We start from the raw sequence: 25,302 nt of genomic DNA, 5'->3' as shown, positions 1-25,302 counted from the left end.
GAGCAGTCCCTTGAACCCACTTGCCGTGCCCGAACCGGTTACCCGTGCCCGACCCCGGGCCCGCGCACGCCGCTCGGCAAAGCTGACGGCACTGCTCGCGGCCGCGGCCGCGGCCGTGGGTACCGTGGGCGCCGCGCCCGCCACCCCGGCCGCCACCCCGCACCCCACCGCCGCCACCTGCCCGGGCCACTTGGCGGAGAAGGCCACGTGCCACACCGGCCGGGACGCCAACGGCGCCTACTACACCATGGCCGTCCCCGAACACTGGAACGGCTCCCTCGTCGTCCACGCCCATGGCGGTCCCGACTTCTCCTACGATGCGTCCACCCCCACCGAGGACCTGGAACGCTGGGCGGTGATGGTCGACGAGGGCTATGCCTGGGCGGGTTCCTCGTACCGGCGCGGCGGTTACGGGGTCAGGATGGCCGCCGCCGACACGGAGAACGTACGCCGCCTGTTCGTCAGCCACTTCGGCCGCCCCGACCGTACCTACCTCCACGGCCAGTCCTGGGGCGGCAACGTCGCCGCCAAGGCCGCCGAGACCTACGGTGGGAAGCCTGGCGCCTACGACGGAGTGCTCTTGACCAACGGCTTCCTGGCCGGCGGCTCGCGCGGCTACGACACGCGCGTGGACCTGCGGTTGGTCTACCAGTACTACTGCCGCAACCTGCCCCGTCCCACCGAGATGCAGTACCCGCTGTGGCAAGGACTGCCCGCCGACTCCACGATGACACCGGACAAGGTCCACGCCCGACTCCAGGAGTGCACCGGCATCGACTCCGAACCGGCCGACCGGACGGCGCGGCAGCAGCGCAACCTCGACGCCATCATGTCCGTCACCCGCATTCCGGAACACTCACTGGCCACGAACATGCAGTATGCGGCCTTCCTCCTGCGGGACATCGTGCACAAGCGGCTCGACGGCCGTAACCCCTTCAGCAACCGTGGGGTCCGCTATGACGGGTCGCACGACGACAAGGCGCTCAACGCCGGTATGTCCCGCTTCTCGGCGGACCCCGCCGCGCGCCGCGACCTCTCCTACGACAGTGACCTCACCGGACGAATCCCACTGCCGGTCCTCACGCTGCACGCGATCGACGACCCACAGGTGTTCGTCGAGCACGAGGCGGCCTACCGCGCGACGGTCCAGGCCGCAGGCCGAAGCGGGAACCTCGTCCAGACCTTCACGAAGGAGAGCGAGCACAGGGCGCTCAGCAACGCGGAGTACGCCAACTCCCTCGCCGCACTGGACACATGGGCGCGCACCGGGAAGAAGCCCACCCCTGGATCGATCGCGCGTTCGTGCAGCGCGTTCGACACCGCCCATGGTGGCGGCTGCTTCCACGATCCGGCCTTCCGCCCCGCCCCGTTCGCCTCCCGGGTTCGTCCCCGGCCCGGGGGCTTGCACTGGCCCGCCATGTCCGCGGCGCGGGAACGGGCGTGGAGCCGCATCGAGGGTGTGGGCATCGCACCATGAAACGGCCGAGCGGTTCCGCAAGTCACCTGGGCGGTCACGGCGTCAGCCACGGTCGGGCACGGCGCAGTGCGGACTCCTGTCGTGGCTGTCACCGATGAACGGAGCCCCATGCCAACCACATGGTTCATCACCGGTACTTCTTCGGGTTTCGGGCGTCTGCTCACCGAGAGGCTGCCGGCTCGCGGCGACCGGGTCGCCGCCACCGCACGTCGGCCCGAGGTACTGGACGATCTGCGTGCTCAGTATGGTGAGCGCCTCTGGCCGGCCCGGCTCGACGTCACTCACACCGAGCAGGCCCACCAGGTCGTAGCGGACGCCTTCAAGGCGCTCGGCACGATCGACGCGGTCGTCAACAACGCCGGGCACGGCCTCTTCGCCTCCGGGGCGGGGTTGGGCGAGTGCCGGGTCCAGCAGTTCGTCGCCGGAGGCGGAGCAGGACTGACAGGCGCGGAGAAGGGGGCGTGCCGTCGTGTGCGATCAGGGCTGGGCGCCCGGCCTACGGTTCACCGTCGGTGGGCCGCGGTGAGCCGGTGGTGCCCCGAGTGGTCATGAACGGGCGAGCTGCTCCAGACGCTGGTGAAGGTGCTCGACGTAGGTCTCGGATTCGGGCTTCATCAGCACGCTGCGCAGGATCCGGGCACCGTCGGTGTCCGCGGTGATCTTCGGGTGACGGGCGGTGAAGCGTTCGGCGCCTACACGGAGAGTGCTGAGGAAGACCGGGTCCTGGCTGTCGGTCATGCCCTCCTGGAGGATCCGGTTGCTGGCCGCGTCGATCTGCGACAGCGTGTGGCCGGCGGTCACGGGGAAGTAGCTGACGATGTCGAGCTGTGGGGGCTGGTGGAGCTCGAGGTGCTCGGAGCCCTCGATCAGTTCGGCCGAGCGCAGGGCGGCCCGCCGGCCGGCCGCCAGGACCTGGCCCAGTCCGTCGCGGGTGGGAGGCAGCAGCTGGAAGGTGAGCCAGAGTGCGGCGGCGGACGCGCCGGCGCGGGAGCATTCCAGGCTGATCTCGCCCAGGTGCAGTTCGTCGGAGGTGAAGTAGGTGTAAGGCGAGTCGTGCAGGTAGAACCGGCCCACCGTGGGGTCGCGGAAGAGGACGGCACCGCAGCCGTAGGGCTGCAGCCCGTGCTTGTGCGGGTCCACCACGATGGAGTCGGCCTGGGCGACGGCCCGCCAGGGCTCGGCGGGCAGGCCCTCGGGGCCGTCGGCGCCGGCGAGCAGGGTGAAGAATCCGCCGTAGGCGGCGTCGACGTGTATGCGCACGCCGTACCGCTCGCGCAGGGCCAGTGCCTCGTGGACCGGCTCGATGGCGCCGAGCCCCGTCGTGCCGGTGGTGAGGACGACGGTGCCGACCTTGCCGCCGCGCAGCAGCTCCTCCAGCGCGTCGAGATCCATGCGGCCGAGGTCGTCGGTGGGGACGGGGAAGCCCTCCATCCCGAGGACGCCGCACATCCGGCCGTGGGTGTAGTGGGCCTCGGTGCTGTAGGCGATGCCCTTGCCGGGGTGCAGTTCGCGGGCCACGAAGAGCGCTTCGAGGTTGGCGATGGTGCCGCTGGTGGTCAGGTGCCCGAGGTGGGTGTCGTAGCCGAACATGGTGGCCAGCTGCTGGACGACCTCACGCTCCATCGCGGCTGTGGCCGGCCCGCCGTCCAGAGCGTGGTTGTTGGGGTTGATCAGCATGGCGGTCAGGTATCCGACCACGGCTGCCGGGTGGGGCGGCTTCAGCATCTGGCCCGCGTAGCGGGGGTGGAAGAACGGGTAATTGTCCTTCAGCCGTTCGGTGAAGACCTCGAACGCGGCGGCGAACCGGCTGTCGTCGACGGCCGGCGCCGGGTGCGGGTCGAAGGGGCCGAAGGTCTTCGCCCACTCGGCGTTCGACGCGACCGCCGCGGCCAGCCACTTGTTCAGGTCCATCTCGTCACTCCTCCGTGATCGCGCGTGTCGACTCGGAGCCGTAGCCCCGCACGACATTCCGCACCCCGGCGGGCAGACCGGCCTCGGCGGCGATGTCCGTCGGCAGCGAGGCGGTCAGGGGGGACCACTCGGCCGGCTTGAGGACCACCGTGTTGCCTGCGACGAGGTCGGGGGAGACCTTCCAGGTGGCCGGCAGCAGCGGGGCGTTCCACGGCGTGAACAGCACTGAGGGGCCGGCCGGGTCCCAGCTGACGTGGCCGGTGCGGCCCCGGGTCTGGAAGTGCTCGTGGTCCAGAGTCAGCGGCCAGTCGGCGAAGAAGCGGAAGTTGTGCGCGACGCGGGGCATCACGCCGCGCCGGTGGGAGCGGAGCAGGGGGCCGTTGCCGCACGTCTCGACGATCGACAGGTCCTTCAGCCGCTTCTCCACGCCCTCGGCGATCACGTGCAGGACCCGTGCGCGCTCGGCCTGCGAGGGTGGCGGCCCAGCCGGGGAACGCGGCCTTCGCGGCGGCCACCGAGGCGGCAGCCTCCGTCGTGGTGCCCCGGGAGATCTCACCCAGTACGCCGCCGTCGAGCGGCGAGATGTCGGCGAACGTCTCGGTCGAGGCGACACGCTCGCCGCCGATCCAGTGCCGGGTGTCGACTGCCACCCCGGCGAGGAGAGCGGCTTGGGGCTCACGGGTCATGTCCCCACCTCCATTTCATTTGGGCCCAAATAGATAGCGCAGGCCGCCGGGGCGTCAAGGGGTGGAGCACTTTATTTGACTGTAAACGTTGAGAAAGGGTCGCCCTGCCGGCGCGGAGCCGGCGTCCTGGTCGGCGACCGGGGTGCAGGCCGAGCCACCCTGGGGAGGGAGCTCCCGTCACCGCACCGACGTAGAGAGTGAGCTGCCAGGTCATGTCTTGGGTGACGGACCGCCGCAGCCGGTCCCAGCCGTAAAGGCGCGGTTCCTCGCGTCGAAGGATCCGGCCGAGTCGGCCCGGTTGGCGCCGAGCCCTTGACCCTCGGCGTTCCCCTCCGCGATGCTCGGTTGCGCATAGCGGTGCGTGTAGCGGATGAGGCAACGCGCTCGCGAGAGTTTCCTGCTTGAGGAGCAGCTCATGGCCCACGAGGTTCGTGCCGTCGTCGCCCGCAAGAAGGGCGCACCGGTCACCGTCGAAACGATCGTCGTCCCCGACCCGGGTCCGGGCGAGGCGCTGGTCGACGTCGAGGCGTGCGGCGTCTGTCATACCGATCTCCACTACCGCGAGGGCGGCATCAACGACGAGTTCCCCTTCCTTCTGGGGCACGAGGCGGCGGGCCGCGTCGAAGCGGTAGGAGAGGGTGTCACCGGTGTCGAGCCCGGCGACTTCGTGATCCTCAACTGGCGGGCGGTGTGCGGCCAGTGCCGGGCATGCAGCAAGGGCAAGCCCTGGTACTGCTTCGCGACCCACAACGCCACACAGCCCATGACACTGCTCGACGGCACCCCCCTCTCGCCCGCCCTCGGCATCGGCGCGTTCGCGGAGAAGACGCTGGTCGCGGCCGGGCAGTGCACCAAGGTGGATCCGGCGGCCCCGGCGGCCGCGGCCGGGTTGCTCGGGTGCGGCGTCATGGCGGGCTTCGGCGCGGCCGTGAACACCGGCGCCGTCGGCCGGGGCGACTCCGTCGCCGTCATCGGCTGCGGAGGCGTCGGCATGGCCGCCGTCGCGGGTGCGAGGCTCGCCGGAGCGAGCAAGGTCATCGCCGTCGACATCGACCGGCGCAAGCTGGACCGGGCCATGACCATGGGCGCGACCCACACGGTCGACGGGGCGAAGGACGACGTGGTGGAAGCAGTGCGCGAGCTGACGGGCGGCTTCGGCGCGGACGTCGTCGTCGAGGCCGTCGGCCGCCCCGAGACCTACCGGCAGGCCTTCTATGCCCGAGACCTGGCCGGCACGGTCGTGCTGGTCGGCGTGCCCACCCCGGAGATGAAGGTGGAGCTGCCCCTGCTCGACGTCTTCGGGCGGGGTGGTGCGCTGAAGTCCAGCTGGTACGGCGACTGCCTGCCCTCGCGCGACTTCCCGGCCCTCATCGACCTGTATCTGGGAGGCCGTTTCGACCTGGACGCCTTCGTCTCCGAGACCATCGGCCTCGGCGACGTGGAGGAGGCGTTCGAGAAGATGCACCACGGCGACGTGCTGCGCTCGGTGGTGGTGCTGTGATGGCCGGCGCACCCCGGATCGAACACCTCGTCACCAGCGGGACCTTCAGCCTCGACGGCGGCACCTGGGACGTCGACAACAACGTCTGGATCATCGGTGACGACGACGAGGTGCTCGTCATCGACGCGGCGCACGACTCCGACGCCGTCCTGGAGGCCGTCGGGGACCGGCGTCTGTCGGCCGTCGTCTGCACCCACGCCCACGACGACCATGTGCGCGCCGCGCCGGACCTCGCGCTGGCCACGGGCGCGCCCATCCTCCTGCACCCTGACGACCAGGTGCTGTGGAAGATGGTCCATCCCGGCCGGCGACCCGACAGGCCCCTCGCGGACGGTGACGAGCTCACGGTGGCGGGCGTCGGCCTGCGGGTCCTCCACACGCCCGGACACGCTCCGGGCGCCGTGTGCCTGTACGCACCGGACCTGGGCGCGCTGTTCAGCGGCGACACGCTGTTCGCCGGAGGGCCCGGCGCGACCGGGCGTTCGTACAGCGACTTCGGCACGATCATCGGCTCCATCGGTGACCGGCTGCTGACCCTCCCGGGTGAGACGGTCGTCCACACGGGACACGGCGATACCACGACCGTCGCGGCGGAAGCGCCGCACCTGGAGGAGTGGGCCGCCCGCGGCTGGTGACACAGGCCCCAGGCCGGCCGGGACGGTCACGTGCACCCACGTCTCCTCGAACGAGACCCGTGCACGGACAGCGGCCCCGGCCGGCGACCACCGTCATGACCGAGGGCCCCCGCCTCGTCGGCCTGTGGACGAACCGCCGTCTACGCTCCCGCCCCGATGGCCCGCTTCGGCGGGCCGTTCCCGCCGGGCTCCATGACCGGCGCGCCCAAGTCCGATGCACTGCGCAGCAACGACGCCCTGGAGTGCCGGCCACGCGGCCCCCACCGCCGTGCCGTCGGCTGGGTCGACGCCGTCCGGGGGACCGGTGAACTGGCCGTGGGCGTCCGCACTTTTCGGATCGACCGGGCCGACCCGGCGGGAACCGGTGCTGCGCTTCGGAACGGGCGCCGGCATCACCTGGGGGCCCGAGCCCACCGGGGAGCGGGAGGAGACCGAGCCGAAGGCCGCTCGTTCGCTCTCTCCGGCGTCCGGTCCGTACCGGGATGCCCGCGCCTTCCAGCAGGCTTGACAGTGTCGTGCCGCCGTCCCCAGACTCGTTGCTCATATCGCACGTTGTTCCTCTATTTGCAACGAGGTCGACAGGCTCATGGAGATTCCCGCACGTCCCCACGCCGACCCGCACCGAGACGCGTGAGTACCGCCGCCCGGCCCGGTCAGGTGGCTCCCGTGCTCCATCCGCCAGGTCTTCCCCGCCTCGACCGGACCCTGGTGATGGGCATCGTGAACGTGACGCCCGACTCGTTCTCCGACGGCGGGCGGTGGTTCGACCCGGAACGGGCCGTCGCGCACGGCCTGGCGCTGCTCGACGAGGGCGCGGACATCCTGGACGTGGGCGGTGAGTCGACCCGCCCCGGTGCCGCGCGCCCGGCCGTCGAGGAGGAGCTGCGGCGCGTGCTGCCGGTCGTCCGTGCACTCGCCGCCGCCGGTGCGACGGTCAGCGTCGACACCATGCGGGCCGAGGTCGCCGCGCACGCCGTCGAGGCCGGCGCCGCCCTCGTCAACGACGTCTCCGGAGGGCTCGCCGATCCGGCCATGCTGCCGCTGATGGCGCGGGCCGGTACGCCCTACGTGCTCATGCACTGGCGCGGGCACTCCGCGGGCATGCAGGCGAACGCCGTGTACGACGACGTCGTCACCGACGTGGTCGACGAGTTGCGGTCGAGAGTCGAGGCGGCCTTGGACGCCGGGGTCCCGGCGGACTGTCTGGTGGTCGACCCGGGTCTCGGGTTCGCCAAGCACTCCGAACACAACTGGCGGCTGCTCGGCCGTCTCCGGGAGGTTTCCGCACTCGGCCGGCCGGTTCTGGTGGGTGCGGCGCGGAAGTCCTTCCTGGGAGACCTCCTGGCGGACCCGGAGACCGGTCGGCCCCGCCCGGCGCACCTGCGGGACGCGGCCACCGCCGCGGTGTCGGTCCTGGCCGCGGCGCAGGGTGCCTGGTGCGTGCGCGTCCATGACGTGGCCTCGACGGCCGACGCGGTGCGCGTGGTGGCCCGGTGGGGTCTCGAAGCGGCCGGAACGCTGTCGCCCGTGCCGCGGTTCTGACGGTCCCCGGCGCCGACCTGCGTTTCTCATGACGCTGAGCGTTGCGTCTGGGGCAACGCAAAAGATGGGCATTCGGTGTCCAGTGAACTCCTTGACAAGGGTTTGTGGGCGCCCTCAAACTGGCGTTGCGTTCACCGCAATCCGTTTCGCTATACGCACCGAGGTGTCATGATGATTGCCGCGTGCCGTCTCGTGGATCTGCCCCGAGGCGAGGCCCACAGGCTCGACATCGACCCGCCGGTCTCGGTGTTCCACACCGACGACGGCGAACTCTTCGCCATCGACGACACATGCACCCACCAGGACGCCTCGCTCGCCGACGGCTGGCTGGAGGGCTGCGAGGTCGAATGCCCCTTGCACGCCTCGAAGTTCAACCTCAAGACCGGAGCCGTCGACGCCCCGCCGGCCAAGCTCCCGGTGCGCACGCACGAGGTCCTCGTCGAGGACGGCATGATCTACGTCCGGCTGTCCACGGCAGCCCCGAACCTGCCTCCCTGCATCGCCGCCCGGCTCGCCGGGGGCGTCGCGTGAGAACGGTGGCCGTGGTCGGCGCGTCGCTGGCCGGTCTGTCGGCGGCGCGCTCGTTGCGCAAACGAGGCTACGACGGCCGCCTGATCGTCATCGGCGACGAGACACATCGCCCGTACGACAGGCCGCCCCTGTCCAAAGAGTTCCTGACCGGCAGCATCGGCGAAGCCGAACTCGCGCTGGAGCCGGACGACGAGGACCTCCGGGCGGAGTGGCTGCTCGGGGCCCGGGCCGCCGCCCTCGACACCGCGCCCCGCGCCGTGCGGCTCACCGACGGCCGGGAGGTGCGCGCCGACGGCATCGTCATCGCCACCGGCGCCACCGCCCGGACCTTGCCCGGCATGGACGGACTGCCCGGCGTGCACACGCTGCGCACCCTCGACGACGCTCGCGCCCTGCGGGACGAACTGGCCCGGGGCGGACGCCTGGTCGTGATAGGCGGCGGCTTCATCGGAGCCGAGGTCGCCTCCACCGCTCACGCCCTCGGCCTCGACGTCACCGTCGTCGAGGCGGCGCCCACAGCCCTGGCCGGGCCGCTCGGCCCGGACATGGGGCGCATCGTCTCGGCCCTCCACGCGGACCACGGCGTACGCCTGTTGTGCGGCGTGGGCGTGAAGGGGCTGAGCGGGGAGAACCGCGTCGACGCCGTCCTGATGGAGGACGGCCGGAGCATCCCCGCCGACATCGTGGTCGTGGGGGTCGGGGCCCGCCCCTGCGTCGAATGGCTGGCCGGATCCGGCATCGAACTCGACGACGGTGTCAAGTGCGGTGCGGACGGCCGTACCAGCCTCGCCGGGGTGGTCGCGGTCGGGGACTGCGCCTCCTGGTACGACCCGCGCGCCGGCACCCACCGCCGTGTCGAGCACTGGACCGGAGCCAGGGAGCGGCCCGACGCGGCCGTGGCCGCCCTGCTGTCCTGGGGCGAGTCCGAACCGGGCGTACCGAGGCCGCCGTACTTCTGGTCCGATCAGTACGGTGTGAAGATCCAGTTCGCCGGCAACGCCTCCCGCGCCGACAGCGTGACGATCGAGGAAGGCACCGCGGACGAGCGCAACGTCCTGGCCGTCTACCGGCGCGGGGGACACCCCGTCGCCGTGCTCGGGATGAACCAGCCGCGGCCGTTCATGCGCTGGCGCAAGCATCTCGCGGCGGCCGGAACGCCCTGACGGGCGCACAGGCCTCACCCGCACAGCAGCTGTTGCGTGGAGCCGCGCTGCTCCGCATCCGACGACGTCCGGTGTCGCACTTCCCGGCGCGTGCATGCCCGATCTACGACGATCCCCCGAGGAGTGCACTGTGACCGCGACCGGCCTGCCGGACAGCCTGATCGCCACCCTCCCCGGCTCCGCCTACACGGACCCCGGCATCTTCGCCCAGGAACAGGAACACATCTTCGAGGCGATGTGGTTCTGCGCCGTCCGCTCCGCCGACCTTGCCCGGCCCGGAGCCTTCCGGACCGTCGAGGTGGGCCGCGAGAGCATCCTGATCACCCGGGCACGGGACAACTCCGTGCGCGCCTTCTTCAACATCTGCCGGCACCGCGGCGCGAAGCTCTGCACGGCGGAGACCGGCGAGGTCAAACGCGCCTTCCAATGCCCCTATCACGCCTGGACATACGACCTGACGGGCAAACTGGTCGCGGCGCCCAACCTCACCAAGATGCCCGACATCGACCGCACCGCATACGGACTGGCGACCGTGGCCACGCGGGAGTGGCTCGGCTACGTGTGGGTGTGCCTCGCGGAGAAACCACCCCCCTTCGACGAGGTCGTGGGGGACGTCATCGCGCGGCTCGGCGACACGGACTCGATCGAGCACTACGACATCGACAACCTCGAAGTCGGCAAACGCATCGTCTACGACGTGCGGGCGAACTGGAAGCTCATCGTCGAGAACTTCATGGAGTGCTATCACTGCGCGACGATCCACCCCGAGCTGACCGAGGTGCTCCCCGAGTTCGCCGACGGGTACGCCGCCCAGTTCTACGTGGGACACGGCGCGGAGTTCGGCTCCGGGATCAAGGGCTTCACCGTGGACGGCTCCGAAGGCCTCGACCGCATTCCAGGGGTCACCGCGGACCAGGATCGCCGCTACTACGCCATCACCGTCCGGCCGCAGGTGTTCATCAACCTCGTACCCGACCACGTGATCTTCCACCGGATGTATCCGGTCGCCGCGGATCGCACCGTCGTCGAGTGCGACTGGCTCTACCTCAAGCACGTCGTCGAGAGCGGCAAGGACGTGAGCCGGTCGGTGGAACTCTTCGACCGGGTCAACCGGCAGGACTTCGACGCGTGCGAGCGCTGTCAGCCCGCGATGAGCTCTCGGCTGTACGCCAAGGGCGGCGTGCTCGTGCCCAGCGAGCATCACATCGGCGAGTTCCACGCCTTCGTCGAGAAGCGCCTGGGCGCCGGGCGGCCGCAGTAGCGCCGCACCGGCCGACCGGGCCCTGATGTGAGGGCGCCCGTCCCGGACGACGGGGCGGGATCAGCCCAGGTAGCCCATGCGGTGGCTGATCTCGTCCGCGCCCTTGACCAGCACCGGAGCGAGGGCGTGCATGCGGTCCTCGGTGAGCCGGTACGCCGGTCCGGAGGCACTGATCGCCGCGATGACCTCTCCGTCCCGGTTGCGGACCGGGGCGGCCATGGCGTGCAGGCCGACCTCGAACTCCTCCAGGGTCCAGGAGTAGCCACGCTCGAGCGCCTCGCTCAGGTTCTTCTCCAGCTTGGTTCTCGCGGTCAGGGTGCGGGGGGTCACCTTCTTCAGCCCGGTCGCCGACAGCAGGGAGGCACGCTCCTTCGCCGGCATGTGCGCCAGCAGGATCTTGCCACTGGAGGTGGCGTGCAGCGGCGTCAGTTGGCCGACCCAGTTGAACGCCGTGACAGCACCCGGACCGCGCACCTGGTACAGGTTGATCGCGAACTGCTCCTGCATCACTGCGACGTTCACGGTCTCGCCGATCTCCTCGGCGAGACGCTCGCAGACCGGGCGGCTCTGCTGGGTGAGGTCGATGCGTCCGGTGACCGCACCGGCGAGGCGGACGATGCCGAAACCGAGGCGGTACTTACCGCGCTCGCCTGCCTGCTCCACCAGGCCGCGCACCTCCAGAGCCCCCAGCAACCGGAACGCGGTCGATTTGTGGACATCGATCTCAGCGGCCACTTCGCTGACACCGGCCTCGCCACGCCGGGCCAGGATCTCCAGCACGGTGATGGCGCGATCGACGGACTGCACCCCGCCGGTCGGCGCGCTTGTCGTTTCGGTATCTGGCTCGTAGTTGCTCACAACGCAACTATACGCACCGTAAACATAGCCCGCGGCGGCGAGATCACGCGGGTCGGGCCGACTCCATCCAAGTTGCGTCGTCCGCAACCTGGTGCACATAGAGATACGGGTACTAGCATGCCGCGCATTCTCAACGGCGCGAGCGAGACGAGACAACATGGCTCACGTGCAGTACGACTTCGTCATCGTCGGCGGCGGATCGGCCGGCAGTGCGCTGGCCAACCGGCTCTCGGCGGATCCGGGCAACCGGGTGCTGGTCCTTGAGGCGGGCAGGCCCGACTACCCCTGGGACGTCTTCATTCACATGCCTGCCGCGCTGACCTACCCTATCGGCAGCCGGTTCTACGACTGGAAGTACGAGTCCGAGCCCGAGCCCCACATGGGCGGCCGGCGCGTCTATCACGCGCGGGGCAAGGTGCTGGGCGGTTCCAGCAGCATCAACGGAATGATTTTCCAGCGGGGCAACCCCATGGACTACGAGCGCTGGGCGGCCGACCCGGGCATGGAGGCCTGGGACTACGCGCACTGCCTGCCGTACTTCCGGCGGATGGAGAACTGTCTCGCCGCCGACCCCGACGACGATTTCCGCGGCCACGACGGCCCTCTCGTGCTGGAACGCGGCCCGGGGGTCAATCCGCTTTTCCAGGCCTTCCTGAAGGCCACCGAGGAGGCGGGCCACGCGCCCACCGACGACGTGAACGGCTACCGTCAAGAGGGTTTCGCCAGGTTTGACCGCAATGTCCATCGCGGTCGCCGTCTGTCGGCCTCCCAGGCCTATCTGAAGCCGGTGCGCAAGCGCCCCAACCTCACGGTCAGGACACGGGCGCTGGTCACCCGCGTCCTCTTCGAGGGCAAGCGGGCGGTCGGCGTCGAGTACCGGCGCGGTCGCGGCAGACCCCAGCGGGTGCTCGCCCGCGACGTCATCCTCTGCGGAGGTGCGATCAACTCCCCGCAGCTGCTCCAGCTCTCGGGCGTCGGCAACGCGGAGGAACTGCGCGCGCTCGGCATCGACGTCGTACACGATCTGCCGGGTGTCGGCGAGAACCTCCAGGACCACCTGGAGGTGTACATCCAGTACGCCTGCAAGCAGCCCGTCTCCATGCAGCCGTACCTCGCGAAGTGGAGGGCCCCGTTCATCGGCCTGCAGTGGCTCTTCCGCACGGGCCCCGCCGCGACCAACCACTTCGAAGCGGGCGGCTTCGTCCGCGGCAACGAGGACGTGGCCTACCCCAACCTGATGTTCCACTTCCTCCCCATCGCGGTCCGCTACGACGGCTCCGTGCCCGCCGGCGGACACGGCTATCAGGTGCACGTCGGACCCATGTACTCCGACGCCATCGGCTCGGTGAAGATCAAGAGCAAGGATCCGGCCGAGCACCCCGCGCTGCGCTTCAACTACCTGTCCACCGAGCAGGACCGGCGCGAGTGGGTCGAGGCCGTCAGAGTCGCCCGCGAGCTGCTCAACCAGCCCGCCATGGCCCCCTACAACGCCGGGGAGGTCTCACCGGGACCGTCCGTCGAGACCGACGAGGAGATCCTCGCGTGGGTCGCCAAGGACGCCGAGACCGCGCTGCACCCGTCCTGCACCTGCAAGATGGGCACCGACGAGACGGCCGTCGTGGATCCGGCCAGCATGCGGGTGCACGGGGTGGAAGGGCTACGCGTGGTCGATGCGTCGGTGATGCCCTACATCACCAACGGCAACATTTACGCGCCGGTGATGATGATCGCGGAGAAGGCGGCCGACCTCATCCTCGGAAAGGACCCGCTGCCGCCGTCCGATGCCGCGTATTACCGGCACCGATCCCAGTCGTAACCAGCACTTTTCAGACAGTCGGCAGGCCCGGGCGCGAAGCGTTCCGGGCTGGCTGGCGTAGGCTCCCCGTGACCGTCCTCTTGGCGAAACCGTCATCGGTCACCCCCTTGACGTGGGGTGCGGCCTTCTACAGAGTGTTCCACCACAAGCAATACGGTGCACGATGCGCAACGCGAACGCTTGAAAGGCACTCGATTTGGCAGACCTGTACGTGGACGGAACATGGCGGGATCCCGTCGCCGGCGGCCACCGGGACATCCGCTGCCCCGCAGACGGCACCCTCTCCGCGACCGTGTCCGAAGGTGCCCGTCCGGACACCGAGGCGGCCATCGCCGCGGCCCGCCGGGCCTTCGACGAAGGGCCCTGGCCGCGCATCCCCGAGCGTGAGCGCGGCGCGCTCCTCCTGCGCACCGCCGACCTCCTCGAACGCGACGCCGACGCCGTCGCCCGCGCCGAATCGCTGGACACCGGCAAGCGGCTGGTGGAGAGCGAGTACGACATCGCCGACGTCGTCTCCTGCTTCCGCTACTACGGAGGGCTCGGCGGCACCGACGCCGGCCGGGTGATCGACACCGGCCGCGACGACGCCGTCAGCCGCGTCGTGTACGAGCCGATCGGTGTGTGCGGACTGATCACCCCCTGGAACTACCCGCTGCTCCAAGCGAGTTGGAAGGTCGCTCCGGCTCTCCTCGCGGGCAACACGATCGTCCTCAAGCCCAGTGAGCTCACCCCCTCGACGTCCATCCTGCTGATGAGGGCGCTGGAGGAGGCCGGGCTCCCGGCCGGTGCCGCCAACCTCGTCCTGGGGACCGGGCCCGAGGCGGGCGCACCGCTCGCCGAGGACCCCGCCGTCGACATGGTCTCCTTCACCGGCGGCCTGGACACCGGCAGACGCATCATGGCCACCGCCGCCGCGACCGTGAAGAAGGTCGCGCTGGAACTCGGCGGCAAGAATCCCAACGTCGTCTTCGCCGACGCCGACTTCGAGACGGCCGTGGACTTCGCGCTCACGGCCGTCTTCCTGCATTCCGGCCAGGTCTGCTCGGCCGGCGCCCGGCTGATCGTCGAGGACTCGCTGCACGACCGGTTCGTCGACGAGGTGGTCCGCCGCGCCCGGCGGATCCGGCTCGGCGGCCCCTTCGACCAGCGGGCCGACACCGGCCCGCTGATCTCCGCGCAGCACCTGGCGAAGGTCGAGGCGTACGTCGCGGCCGGACTCGCCGAGGGCGCCGTCCTGCGCTGCGGTGGTCAACGCCCCGACGACCCGGCGCTGGCCGACGGCCACTACTACCCGCCCACCGTGCTCGACGAGTGCGGTCAGGACATGCGGGTGGTGCACGAGGAGTCCTTCGGGCCCGTGCTCACCGTGGAGCGCTTCACCGGTGAGGACGACGCCGTCCGCATCGCCAACGACACCGAGTACGGACTCGCCGGCGCCGTCTGGACGCAGGACGCCGGGAAGGCCCAGCGGGTCGCCCGCCGGCTGCGCCACGGCACGGTGTGGATCAACGACTACCACCCCTATGTGCCACAGGCGGAATGGGGCGGGTTCGGGTACTCCGGCGTGGGCCGGGAGCTGGGCCCGACCGGCCTGGACGAGTACCGGGAACCCAAACACATCTGGCAGAACATCCAACCCCGGCCGCAGCACTGGTTCCGCGGCTGAACGCCGAAAAGAGGTCGAACATGACCCCAGCAACGACCGAGGTGCCGCAGCGGCGCGTCACGCCCCAGGACTCGGCACCCGACCCGGTCATATCCGTACGCGAGCTGTGGAAGGTGTTCGGGCCGAAGGCGGCCCAGGTACCGGGTTCCGAGGAACTGCGCGGGCTCACCCGCCGCGAACTGATGGACCGCACCGGATGCACCGCCGCCGTGCGCGACGTGGACTTCGAGGTCTCGCCCGGCGAGGTCTTCGTCGTCATGGGTCTGTCCGGCTCGGGCAAGTCCACCCTGGTGCGCTGTCTGACCCGGCTCATCGAACCCACCGCCGGCGAGATCCTCTTCGAGGGCGAGGACATCCGCGACGCGGACGCGGGCCGCCTGCGCGAACTGCGCCGCAGCAAGTTCTCCATGGTCTTCCAGCACTTCGGGCTGCTGCCGCACCGCCGGGTCGTCGAGAACGTGGCGTTCGGGCTGGAGATCCGCGGCATGAGCCGGGCCGAGCGCACGAGACGGGCGCTGGAAGTCGTCGAACTCGTCGGGCTCTCCGGGTACGAGAGCTCCTACCCCGACCAGCTCTCCGGCGGAATGCAGCAACGCGTGGGTCTCGCCCGGGCCCTGGCCGGCGACCCGGACGTACTCCTCTTCGACGAGCCGTTCTCCGCGCTCGACCCGCTGATCCGCCGTGACATGCAGAACGAGGTCGTCCGGCTGCATCACGAGGTCGGCAAGACGATGGTGTTCATCACCCACGATCTGTCGGAGGCGCTGCGGCTGGGTGACCGCATCCTCATCATGCGCGACGGCAGGATGGTCCAGTGCGGCACCGGCGACGAACTGGTCGGCGCCCCCGCTGACGACTACGTACGCGACTTCGTCCGGGACGTGCCCCGCGGTGACGTACTGACCCTGCGGTGGATCATGCGCCCGGCGGAGCCCGACGATCCCCTGGACGGTCCCGAGCTCGGCCCGGACGTCGTGGTGAAGGAGGCCACCCGGGTGGTGCTCGCGGCCGAGAAGCCGGTCAAGGTGGTGGAGGACGGCAAGCTGCTCGGCATCGTCGGCGACGAGGAGATCCTCGCGGTGGTCGCCGGGCAGGAAGGCGACGCGTGATGACCGTCGCGATCGAGAAACCGGAGAAGACCGGGACCGTTGAGCCGCCCGCTCCCGCCCGGCGCGTGCGCACGGTCAACCGTGGCGTGGTGGTGGCCGGGATCCTGCTCGTCTGGCTGGTGCTCTTCGCCGTGCTGCGCGGCAGGCACACGCTGTCCCTGGCCGCGGCCGACCTGACCGATCTGCACCGGTGGTTCAACGACGTCAACGACTCGATCGGAGCCAACCGCAACTCCAACCCGCTCTTCCTCTACTTCTTCAACGAGATCCGCCTGGTCATCGACACCCTGGTGACCTTCGTGCAGGATCTGATCTCACAGCCGACCCCGGGCCGCCCGGTGCCGCAGATCGGCTGGCTCGGTGTCGTCGGCGTCGTCGGCTACGTCTCCTGGGCCGTGGGCAACTGGCGGGTGGCGCTGCTGGCCGTGGCCGGCTTCACCTTCCTCGGCCTGCAGGGCCTCTGGCAGGAGAGCATGGACACCCTGGCGCTGACCCTCTCGGCGGTCTGCGTGGCGCTGCTGTTCGCCATCCCGCTGGGCGTGTGGGCCGGGTTGTCGGACCGGGTCAACCGGATCGTGACGCCGTTCCTGGACTTCATGCAGACGATGCCGACCTTCGTCTATCTGGCGCCGCTGACCCTGTTCTTCCTGATCGGTCCCGCCTCCGCCACGATCGCCACCACGATCTACGCGGCACCACCGGCGATCCGCATCACCGCGCACGCCATCCGCTCCGTACCACAGGCCACGGTCGAGGCGGCGGACTCGATGGGCGCGACGCGGCGGCAGACGCTGCTGAAGGTCCTGCTGCCGATGTCCAAGCGGACCGTGGTGATGGGCATCAACCAGACCATCATGGCCGCCCTGGCCATGGTGACCATCGCCGCCCTGATCAACGCGCCCGGTCTTGGCGCGACCGTCATCCAGGCCCTGCAGTCGCTGGACGTCGGCACGGCCTTCAACGCCGGTCTGGCCATCGTCGTCCTGGCCATCGTGCTGGACCGGGTCACCACCGCGGCGAGCGGACGGGCGGAGACGGCCCGGGGTTCGGGCGGTCCCTTCCTCAAGTGGAGGCGCCACCTGCTGGCAGCCGGGGGAGTGGTGGCACTGGTGCTGGTGTATCTGTCGCACACCTACCTGTGGGCGGCCGAGTTCCCCGGCGAGGGCCGAGTCGGCAGCGCCGTCTCCAGGGCGGCGGCCGACGTGACCACCTGGGCGCAGGACAACCTGTCGGGCCTGACCAACGCCTTCCGCGACGCTCTCACCAACGGTCTGCTCAACCCGTTCCAGACCCTGCTGACCGACTCCCCGTGGTGGCTCGTCGGCGCGGTCCTCGTCGCGGTCGGCGCGGTGCTCGGCGGCCTGCGCGCCTCGGTCACCACCGTCGTGTGCGTGGGCCTGCTGGTGGGCACGGGTCTTTGGTCGGACGCCATGACGACACTGGCCTCCACCGCCGTGGCGACGGTGCTGGTGATGCTGCTCGGCGTCGTGGTCGGGGTGTGGATGGGACGCCGTGCGCTGGTGGACCGACTGGTCCGGCCCACCCTGGACGCGGCCCAGGTCATGCCGCCGTTCGTCTATCTCGTGCCGTTCCTGGCGCTGTTCGGCGCGACACGGTTCACGGCCATCGTCGCCGCCGTCGTCTACGCTGCGCCGGTCGCCATCAAGATCATCGCCGACGGGGTGCGGGCCGTGCCCGCGACCACCGTCGAGGCGGCGACGTCCACCGGGTGCAACACCTGGCAGATCATCACCAAGGTCCAACTGCCCATGTCGCGGGGCGCCCTGACCCTCGCGACCAACCAGGGCCTGATCTATGTGCTGTCCATGGTCGTCGTGGGCGGCCTGGTGGGCGCGGGGGCGCTCGGCTACGACGTGGTGGCCGGCTTCTCGCAGGGACAGCTGTACGGCAAGGGACTCGCGGCCGGACTCGCCATCGTCCTGCTCGGAGTCATGTTCGACCGGATCACACAGGCAGCGGCTCGCCGCGCCGGTACATAAGGAGCACCACATCATGGCACGACACTGGAGAGCCGGCGCGGCCGGCCTGGCCGTTCTCGGCCTCACCCTCACGGCTTGCGGCGGCGCCAAGGTCGGCGACGACAGCGCGGGCGGTTCAAGCAGCTCGGGCAGCTCGGGCAAGTGCAGCACCTTCAATCTCGCGATCAATCCCTGGGTGGGCTACGAGGCGAACGCGGCGGTCCTCGCCTACGTGGCCGAGCACGACCTCGGCTGCAAGGTCGAGAAGAAGAACCTGAAGGAGGAGATCGCCTGGCAGGGCTTCGGGACGGGCGAGGTCGACGCCGTCGTCGAGAACTGGGGCCACGACGATCTGAAGAAGAAGTACATTGACGAGCAGAAGACCGCCGTCAACGCGGGGCCGACCGGCAACAAGGGCCTCATCGGCTGGTACGTGCCGCCGTGGCTGGCGAAGGCGCACCCGGACATCACCGACTGGAAGAACCTGAACAAGTACGCGTCGAAGTTCAAGACCTCGGAGTCGGGCGGTAAGGGGCAGCTCCTCGACGGCGACCCGTCGTTCGTCACCAACGACGGGGCGCTGGTGAAGAACCTCAAGCTCGACTTCAAGGTGGTGTACGCGGGCAGCGAGACCGCGCTCATCCAGGCGTTCCGCAACGCCGAGAAGAACAAGAAATGGGTGATCGGCTACTTCTACGAGCCCCAGTGGTTCCTGTCCGAGGTGCCGCTGAAGAAGGTCAGCCTGCCCGAGTACAAGGAAGGTTGCGACGCCGACACCGAGAAGGTCGCGTGCGACTACCCGGTGTACGAACTCGACAAGATCGTCAGCGCGAAGTTCGCCGAGTCGGGCAGCCCGGCCTATGACCTGGTGAAGAACTTCACCTGGACGAACGACGACCAGAACACCGTCGCCAAGTACATCGCGGTGGACAAGATGTCGCCCGAGGCAGCGGCGAAGAAGTGGGTCGAGGCCAACCGCGACAAGGTCGACGCCTGGATCAAGTAGGGCTCACGACCGCCCTGGTGAACCCCGCCGGCAAGGCCCGGCAGGCTGTGTCCTCAGCCTGCCGGGCCTTGTCGTTTTCCGGTGGTTCCGCCCTGGGGTTTCCGGGGGTTTTTCCGGCGTCTCGGACCCCTTGACACGCCTGTCCGCGGCGGGCACATTGAGTTGCGCAACCTGAACCCTGTTGCGCACAAAGCAACTGGATCGCTCTCAACGTCGGAGGTACGGCGATGGCGGGACCCCGGGTGGTCATCATCGGAGCGGGCGTCGTGGGAGCAGCGCTCGCCGATGAGATCTCCGCGCGAGGCTGGACCGAAGTGACCGTGGTCGACCAGGGCCCACTGCCCGCCACCGGAGGATCGTCGTCGCACGCCCCGGGCCTGGTCTTCCAGACCAATCCCTCCAAGACCATGACCGAGATGGCCCGTTACACCGTCGAGAAGTTCTGCTCGCTCGACGTGGACGGTCAGCCCTGCTTCCTGCAGGTCGGCGGCCTGGAGGTGGCGACCACCCCGGAGCGCGTCACGGAACTGCGGCGGCGCCACGGCTGGCTCGCCTCCTGGGGCATCGAGTCCCGGCTGCTGAGCACCGAGGAGTGCGTCGAACAGCACCCGCTCGTCAACCCGGACAAGGTCCTCGCAGGCCTCCTCGTGCCCACGGACGGCCTCGCGAAGGCGGTCCTCGCCGTCGAGGCGCAGATCCGCCGTGCCACCGAGCGCGGCGTGCGCTTCCTCGCCCGCCACGAAGTCCTCGACGTCCCGAGGGCCGGCGGTGAGGTGACCGGCGTCCTCACCGACCAGGGCGAGATCCCCGCCGACATCGTCGTGTGCTGCGCCGGCATCTGGGGCCCGAGGATCGCCCGCATGGTCGGCATGAACCTCCCCCTCACGCCGCTCGGCCACCAACTCGCCTGGACGGGCCCGGTACCGGTCCTCGCGGGCCAGACGCAGGAGGCGGTCCGCCCGATCCTGCGCCACCAGGACGCCGACCTCTACTACCGCGACCGCTTCGACGCCCTGGGCATCGGCTACTACGGCCACCGTCCGATGCCGATCTCGGCCGACGACATCCTCTCCGTGGACGAGGCCGAGGAGATGCCGTCCGTCCTGAAGTTCACCGAGGAGGACTTCGAGGAGGCCTGGAACGAGACCCGGTCGCTGCTCCCCGCGACGAAGGACGCCAAGGTCGAAGAGGGCATCAACGGCCTGTTCTCCTTCACCACGGACGGCCTGCCGCTGCTCGGCGAATCCCCGGACGTCAAGGGCTTCTGGGTCGCCGAGGCCGTCTGGGTCACCCACTCCGCGGGCGTCGGACGGGCCATGGCCGAGTGGCTGGTCGACGGCTACTGCTCCTCCTTCGACCTGCACGAGTGCGACGTCAACCGCTTCGAGCCGCACCAGCTCTCGCCGGAGTACGTGCTGGCCCGCGACTGCCAGAACTTCGTCGAGGTCTACGACATCCTCCACCCCCTCCAGCCGTCGGGGGACCCGCGCCCGATCCGCACGAGCCCGTTCCACTCCCGCCAGCGGGAGCTGGGCGCCTTCTTCCTGGAGGCGAACGGCTGGGAGCGCCCCCAGTGGTACGAGGCCAACGCCGGCCTGGTCGAGGGCCGTTCCATCGTCACCCCCAACGACTGGGCCGCGCGGTACTGGTCGCCCATCGTCGCCGCCGAGGCCCAGACCACTCGCGAGACCGTCGCGATGTACGACATGACGGCCCTCAAACGGCTCGAAGTCAGCGGGCGCGGTGCCGGCGAGTTCCTGGAGCGGTTGTGCACCGGCAAGGTCGCCAAGTCGGTCGGCTCGGTGACCTACACGCTGCTGCTCGACCACGACGGCGGCATCCGCAGCGACATCACCGTCGCCCGGCTGGCCCCCGACGTCTTCCAGGTCGGCGCCAACGGCAACCTGGACCTCGACTGGTTCACCCGTCACCTCCCCGCCGACGGCACGGTCCAGGTCCGCGACATCACCCCCGGCACCTGCTGTATCGGCCTGTGGGGCCCGCGCGCCCGCGACGTCCTCCAGCCGCTCACCGACGCCGACTTCTCGGCGACCGGCCTGAAGTACTTCCGGGCCAAGCGCGCCCACATCGGCTCCGTCCCCGTCACCGCGATGCGGCTGAGCTATGTCGGTGAGCTCGGCTGGGAGCTGTACACCACCGCCGACCTGGGCGGGAAACTGTGGGACACGCTGTGGCGGGCGGCCGAGCCGCTCGGCGGCATCGCGGCCGGCCGCGGGGCCTTCAACAGCCTCCGCCTGGAGAAGGGCTACCGCTCCTTCGGCACGGACATGACCTACGAGCACGACCCCTATGAAGCCGGCGTCGGATTCGCCGTCAAGCTCGACAAGGACGACTTCATCGGCAAGGCGGCACTGGAGCGGCGCAAGGCCGACGTACGGCGCAAGCTCACCTGCCTCACGATCGACGACCCGCGGGCGGTCGTGATGGGCAAGGAGCCGGTGTACGACGGTGACCGCGCGGCCGGATACGTCACGAGCGCCGCGTACGGCTACACGATCGGCAAGGGCATCGCCTATGCGTGGCTGCCGGCGGAGCTTGCCGCTCCGGGGACGGTTGTGCATATCGGGTACTTCGACCAGAGCGTCGAGGCTGTCGTTGCCGAAGAGCCGCTGTTCGATCCGGCCATGTCCCGTCTTCGTGGCTGAGCTCTCGTCTGCGGATCCGCTGTGGCTGGTCGCGCCCCGCGGCGAAGCCGCTGATCGCCACAGCCCCGCGCCCCTTGAGAGGGCATTCAGCCACCGCTCGTTGGAAGGAACTCCAGGTGACTGCACAACTCCTTGACGGCAAGGCCACTGCCGCCACCATCCGCCGCGAACTCGCCGAGCGGGTCGCCAAGTCGGCCGCCGTCACGGGCCGTGCACCGGGCCTCGGCACCGTCCTGGTCGGCGACGACCCCGGCAGCCGGGCCTACGTCGGCGGCAAGCACCGTGACTGCGCACAGGTCGGCATCGCCTCCCTCCGCCGGGAACTGCCCGCCGACGCCTCGCAGCAGCAGGTCGAGGAGACGATCGACGAACTCAACGCCGACCCCGCCTGCACCGGCTACATCGTCCAGCTCCCGCTGCCGCGCCATCTCGACGCGGGCGCCGTACTGGAACGCATGGACCCGGCCAAGGACGCCGACGGACTGCACCCCGTCAACCTCGGCCGGCTCGTCCTCGGCGTCGAGGCCCCGCTGCCGTGCACCCCGCGCGGCATCGTCGAGCTGCTCCGCCGCCACGACGTGCCCCTCGACGGAGCGCGGGTGTGCGTGATCGGCCGGGGCATCACCGTCGGACGGCCCATCGGACTCCTCCTCACCCGCAGGTCCGAGAACGCCACCGTCACCCTGTGCCACACCGGCACCAAGGGCCTGGCCTGGCACGTACGCGAGGCGGACATCGTCGTCGCGGCCGCCGGCTCGCCCGGTTTGATCACCAAGGACATGCTGCGCCCCGGCGCGGCCGTCCTCGATGTCGGTATCACCCGCACCGACCAGGGGCTGGTCGGCGACATCCACCCGGACGCCGCCCAGGTCGCCGGATGGCTGGCGCCGATGCCCGGGGGCGTGGGCCCCATGACCCGGGCCATGCTGCTCGCCAATGTCGCCGAGGCCGCCGAGAGGAACGCGAACGCCGTATGAACGCGCTGAACACCCCCCTGGCGGAGCTGGACCCCGAGGTCCACGCCGCGCTCCGCGCCGAACTGCACCGCCAGCAGTCCACGCTGGAGATGATCGCCTCCGAGAACTTCGCGCCCACCGCCGTGATGGAGGCGCAGGGCTCGGTCGCGACCAACAAGTACGCCGAGGGCTACCCGGGCCGCCGCTACTACGGCGGCTGCGAACACGTCGACGTCACCGAGCGGCTGGCCATCGAGCGGATCAAGTCCCTCTTCGGCGCGGGCTTCGCCAACGTGCAGCCGCATTCGGGCGCCCAGGCGAACACCGCCGTCTTCTTCGCCCTGCTCCAGCCCGGCGACACCGTCCTCGGCCTCGACCTCGCGCACGGCGGGCACCTCACCCACGGCATGCGCATCAACTACAGCGGCAAGATGCTCAACGTCGTGCCGTACCACGTGTCCGAGGCGGACAACCTCGTCGACATGGACGAGGTCGAGCGGCTCGCCAAGGAACACCGACCCAAGATGATCATCGCGGGCTGGTCGGCGTACCCGAGGCAGCTGGACTTCGCGGCCTTCCGCCGGATCGCCGACGACGTGGGCGCCCTGCTCATGGTCGACATGGCGCACTTCGCCGGACTGGTGGCGGCGGGCCTGCACCCCAACCCCGTACCGCACGCCCACGTCACGACCACCACGACGCACAAGACCCTCGGCGGCCCGCGCGGCGGCGTCATCCTCACCAACGAGGCCGACCTCGCCAAGAAGATCAACTCTGCGGTCTTCCCCGGTATGCAGGGCGGCCCCCTGGAGCACGTCATCGCCGCGAAGGCGGTGTCGTTCAAGGTCGCCGCGTCACCGGAGTTCGCCGAACGCCAGGCCCGGACGCTCGCCGGTTCCCGCATCCTCGCCGAACGTCTCTCCCTGCCCGACGCGGCGGCGGCCGGGGTGAAGGTCCTGACCGGAGGCACCGACGTCCACCTGGTCCTGGTCGACCTGCGAGACTCGGAGCTCGACGGCCGGCAGGCCGAGGACCTGCTCCACGAGGTCGGCATCACCGTCAACCGCAACGCCGTGCCCTTCGACCCGCGCCCGCCGATGGTCACCTCGGGCCTGCGGATCGGCACACCGGCACTGGCCACCCGCGGCTTCACCGAGGCGGACTTCGCCGAGGTGGCGGACGTGATCGCGCTCGCCCTCCAGCCGGAGCCGGACGTGGCCGCGCTGCGCGCCCGCACGGAGACCCTGGCGGCCAAGCACCCGCTCTACCCCCACCTGTCCGAAGACGGAGACGCCCGATGAGCCCCCGAACCCCCGGCGCCGAGCTCCCCGAACACCCCGACTGGCTGTGGCGCAACCCCGAGCCGAAGCGCTCGTACGACGTCGTCGTCGTGGGCGGCGGCGGCCACGGGCTGGCCACCGCCCACTACCTGGCGAAGAACCACGGCATCACCAATGTCGCCGTGCTGGAGAAGGGCTGGCTGGCGGGCGGCAACATGGCCCGCAACACCACGATCATCCGCTCCAACTACCTGTGGGACGAGAGCGCCGGCATCTACGAGCACGCGCTCAAGCTGTGGGAGGGACTGGCGGACGAGCTCGACTACCCGATCCTGTTCTCCCAGCGTGGCGTACTGAACCTCGCCCACAGCCTCCAGGACGTCCGCGACAGCGTGCGCCGCGTCGAGGCAAACCGCCTCAACGGCGTGGACGCCGAGTGGCTCGACGCGGACGGCGTCAAGGAAGTCTGCCCGATCGTGAACATCTCCCCGGACGTGCGCTATCCGGTCCTGGGCGCGACCTACCAGCCGCGCGCGGGCATCGCCAAGCACGACCACGTGGCGTGGGGTCTGGCCCGCTCCGCCGACGCCGCCGGGATCGACATCATCCAGAACTGCGAGGTGACCGGCCTCGATGTCGTCGGCAACCGGGTGGTGGGAGTCCGGACCACCCGCGGCCCGATCGCGGCGGGCAAGGTCGCGCTCTGCTCGGCAGGCCACACCTCGGTCCTGGCGGCCATGGCCGGCGTCGAACTCCCCGTCCAGAGCCACCCCCTGCAGGCCCTGGTGTCGGAGCTGCTGGAGCCGGTGCATCCGACGGTCGTCATGTCCAACGCGGTCCATGTGTACGTCAGCCAGGCCCACAAGGGCGAGCTCGTGATGGGCGCGGGCATCGACGCGTACAACTCCTACACCCAGCGCGGTGCCTTCCACATCATCGAAGAGCAGATGTCGGCGGCCCTGGAGCTCTTCCCGGTCTTCGCCCGCGCCCACGTCCTGCGCACCTGGGGCGGCATCGTCGACGTCAGCCCCGACGCCTCACCGATCATCGGCCTCAGCCCGGTCGACAACCTCTACCTCAACTGCGGCTGGGGAACCGGTGGGTTCAAGGCCACTCCGGGCGTGGGCTGGGTCTACGCCCACACCATCGCCCACGACACACCGCATCCGCTGAACGCCCCCTTCTCGCTCGACCGTTTCACCACCGGCGCGCTCGTCGACGAGCACGGCGCGGCCGCGGTCGCCCACTAGGACCATCAG

The 25,302-nt window shown here is 70.1% G+C and carries 19 protein-coding genes and 2 pseudogenes; 18 read left to right on the top strand and 3 right to left on the bottom strand.

What is annotated here, in order from left to right; translation table 11 throughout:
* Positions 1-10 precede the first annotated feature (10 nt).
* Together ABTX62_RS16585 and ABTX62_RS16580 are read left to right on the top strand one after the other, a co-directional pair.
* Positions 11-1,477, top strand: coding sequence for a DUF6351 family protein (locus tag ABTX62_RS16585; RefSeq protein ID WP_502997964.1), 1,467 nt, complete (start codon positions 11-13; stop codon positions 1,475-1,477).
* Between the two features lie 108 nt (positions 1,478-1,585).
* A complete protein-coding gene (locus tag ABTX62_RS16580) occupies positions 1,586-2,029 on the top strand; it encodes an SDR family NAD(P)-dependent oxidoreductase (protein WP_352116823.1) in 444 nt (147 codons plus the stop codon).
* Here ABTX62_RS16580 and ABTX62_RS16575 read toward each other — a convergent pair.
* Together ABTX62_RS16575 and ABTX62_RS16570 are read right to left on the bottom strand one after the other, a co-directional pair.
* On the bottom strand, positions 2,024-3,388 hold the full coding sequence (locus ABTX62_RS16575) for a pyridoxal phosphate-dependent decarboxylase family protein (RefSeq protein ID WP_352116822.1): 1,365 nt from the start codon (positions 3,386-3,388) through the stop codon (positions 2,024-2,026). The genes ABTX62_RS16580 and ABTX62_RS16575 overlap by 6 nt on opposite strands.
* A 13-nt stretch (positions 3,389-3,401) precedes the next feature.
* Positions 3,402-4,074 (bottom strand): annotated as a pseudogene (locus ABTX62_RS16570) (aldehyde dehydrogenase family protein); the annotation flags it as partial.
* Between the two features lie 415 nt (positions 4,075-4,489).
* On the opposite strand from ABTX62_RS16570, the gene ABTX62_RS16565 reads away from it, so the two are divergent.
* The 7 genes and pseudogenes from ABTX62_RS16565 to ABTX62_RS16535 all read left to right on the top strand — a co-directional run bounded on the left by ABTX62_RS16565 (position 4,490) and on the right by ABTX62_RS16535 (position 10,707).
* Entirely contained in the window at positions 4,490-5,575 is a 1,086-nt protein-coding gene (locus tag ABTX62_RS16565) for an S-(hydroxymethyl)mycothiol dehydrogenase (protein ID WP_352116821.1), read from the top strand.
* Positions 5,575-6,210 (top strand): MBL fold metallo-hydrolase, encoded by a 636-nt coding sequence (locus ABTX62_RS16560; RefSeq protein ID WP_352116820.1) that lies wholly within the window; start codon positions 5,575-5,577, stop codon positions 6,208-6,210. Before ABTX62_RS16565 ends, ABTX62_RS16560 begins: the two co-directional genes overlap by 1 nt.
* 177 nt (positions 6,211-6,387) lie before the next feature.
* Positions 6,388-6,718: pseudogene (locus ABTX62_RS16555) on the top strand (chorismate-binding protein); the annotation flags it as partial.
* A 122-nt stretch (positions 6,719-6,840) separates the two neighbouring features.
* On the top strand, positions 6,841-7,752 hold the full coding sequence (folP, locus tag ABTX62_RS16550) for a dihydropteroate synthase (RefSeq protein ID WP_502997963.1): 912 nt from the start codon (positions 6,841-6,843) through the stop codon (positions 7,750-7,752).
* A gap of 168 nt (positions 7,753-7,920) precedes the next feature.
* Positions 7,921-8,283, top strand: coding sequence for a bifunctional 3-phenylpropionate/cinnamic acid dioxygenase ferredoxin subunit (locus ABTX62_RS16545; RefSeq protein ID WP_283972939.1), 363 nt, complete (start codon positions 7,921-7,923; stop codon positions 8,281-8,283).
* A complete protein-coding gene (locus ABTX62_RS16540; protein ID WP_352116819.1) occupies positions 8,280-9,446 on the top strand; it encodes an NAD(P)/FAD-dependent oxidoreductase in 1,167 nt (388 codons plus the stop codon). The genes ABTX62_RS16545 and ABTX62_RS16540 overlap by 4 nt, the downstream gene beginning before the upstream one ends.
* A 130-nt stretch (positions 9,447-9,576) precedes the next feature.
* On the top strand, positions 9,577-10,707 hold the full coding sequence (locus tag ABTX62_RS16535; RefSeq protein WP_352116818.1) for an aromatic ring-hydroxylating oxygenase subunit alpha: 1,131 nt from the start codon (positions 9,577-9,579) through the stop codon (positions 10,705-10,707).
* 60 nt (positions 10,708-10,767) lie between these two features.
* On the opposite strand, the gene ABTX62_RS16530 is transcribed toward ABTX62_RS16535, so the two are convergent.
* Positions 10,768-11,514 (bottom strand): IclR family transcriptional regulator, encoded by a 747-nt coding sequence (locus ABTX62_RS16530; RefSeq protein WP_283972973.1) that lies wholly within the window; start codon positions 11,512-11,514, stop codon positions 10,768-10,770.
* Between the two features lie 208 nt (positions 11,515-11,722).
* Here ABTX62_RS16530 and betA point away from each other — a divergent pair, with 208 nt between their 5' ends.
* The 9 genes from betA (at position 11,723) to ABTX62_RS16485 (ending at position 25,293) form a co-directional block, all read left to right on the top strand.
* Entirely contained in the window at positions 11,723-13,381 is a 1,659-nt protein-coding gene (gene betA / locus ABTX62_RS16525) for a choline dehydrogenase (RefSeq protein WP_352116817.1), read from the top strand.
* A gap of 196 nt (positions 13,382-13,577) precedes the next feature.
* The gene (locus ABTX62_RS16520; protein ID WP_352116816.1) at positions 13,578-15,047 is read left to right on the top strand and encodes an aldehyde dehydrogenase family protein; all 1,470 of its coding nucleotides are present in this window, start codon (positions 13,578-13,580) and stop codon (positions 15,045-15,047) included.
* Positions 15,048-15,067: 20 nt separating this feature from the next.
* Positions 15,068-16,156 carry a quaternary amine ABC transporter ATP-binding protein gene (locus ABTX62_RS16515; protein WP_352116815.1) on the top strand — a complete coding sequence of 363 codons (1,089 nt, stop codon included), beginning with the start codon at positions 15,068-15,070 and terminating at the stop codon, positions 16,154-16,156.
* The gene (locus ABTX62_RS16510) at positions 16,156-18,156 is read left to right on the top strand and encodes an ABC transporter permease (RefSeq protein WP_352116814.1); all 2,001 of its coding nucleotides are present in this window, start codon (positions 16,156-16,158) and stop codon (positions 18,154-18,156) included. The genes ABTX62_RS16515 and ABTX62_RS16510 overlap by 1 nt, the downstream gene beginning before the upstream one ends.
* A gap of 13 nt (positions 18,157-18,169) precedes the next feature.
* Entirely contained in the window at positions 18,170-19,141 is a 972-nt protein-coding gene (locus ABTX62_RS16505; protein ID WP_352116813.1) for an ABC transporter substrate-binding protein, read from the top strand.
* 227 nt (positions 19,142-19,368) lie between these two features.
* Positions 19,369-21,807: a GcvT family protein gene (locus ABTX62_RS16500; protein WP_352116812.1), complete on the top strand. Its 2,439-nt coding sequence runs from the start codon at positions 19,369-19,371 to the stop codon at positions 21,805-21,807.
* Positions 21,808-21,923: 116 nt separating this feature from the next.
* Positions 21,924-22,784 (top strand): bifunctional methylenetetrahydrofolate dehydrogenase/methenyltetrahydrofolate cyclohydrolase, encoded by an 861-nt coding sequence (locus tag ABTX62_RS16495; protein WP_352116811.1) that lies wholly within the window; start codon positions 21,924-21,926, stop codon positions 22,782-22,784.
* Positions 22,781-24,064 carry a serine hydroxymethyltransferase gene (gene glyA, locus ABTX62_RS16490; RefSeq protein WP_352116810.1) on the top strand — a complete coding sequence of 428 codons (1,284 nt, stop codon included), beginning with the start codon at positions 22,781-22,783 and terminating at the stop codon, positions 24,062-24,064. The genes ABTX62_RS16495 and glyA overlap by 4 nt, the downstream gene beginning before the upstream one ends.
* Positions 24,061-25,293: a sarcosine oxidase subunit beta family protein gene (locus ABTX62_RS16485; protein ID WP_283972929.1), complete on the top strand. Its 1,233-nt coding sequence runs from the start codon at positions 24,061-24,063 to the stop codon at positions 25,291-25,293. Before glyA ends, ABTX62_RS16485 begins: the two co-directional genes overlap by 4 nt.
* The last annotated feature ends 9 nt before the right edge of the window (positions 25,294-25,302 follow it).

It is taken from the genome of Streptomyces sp. NPDC096046 (assembly GCF_040303285.1).
Taxonomy (GTDB): Bacteria; Actinomycetota; Actinomycetes; order Streptomycetales; family Streptomycetaceae; genus Streptomyces.
Note: the sequence above shows the minus strand (reverse complement) of the source record. Positions and strands in the feature narration are given on the sequence as shown.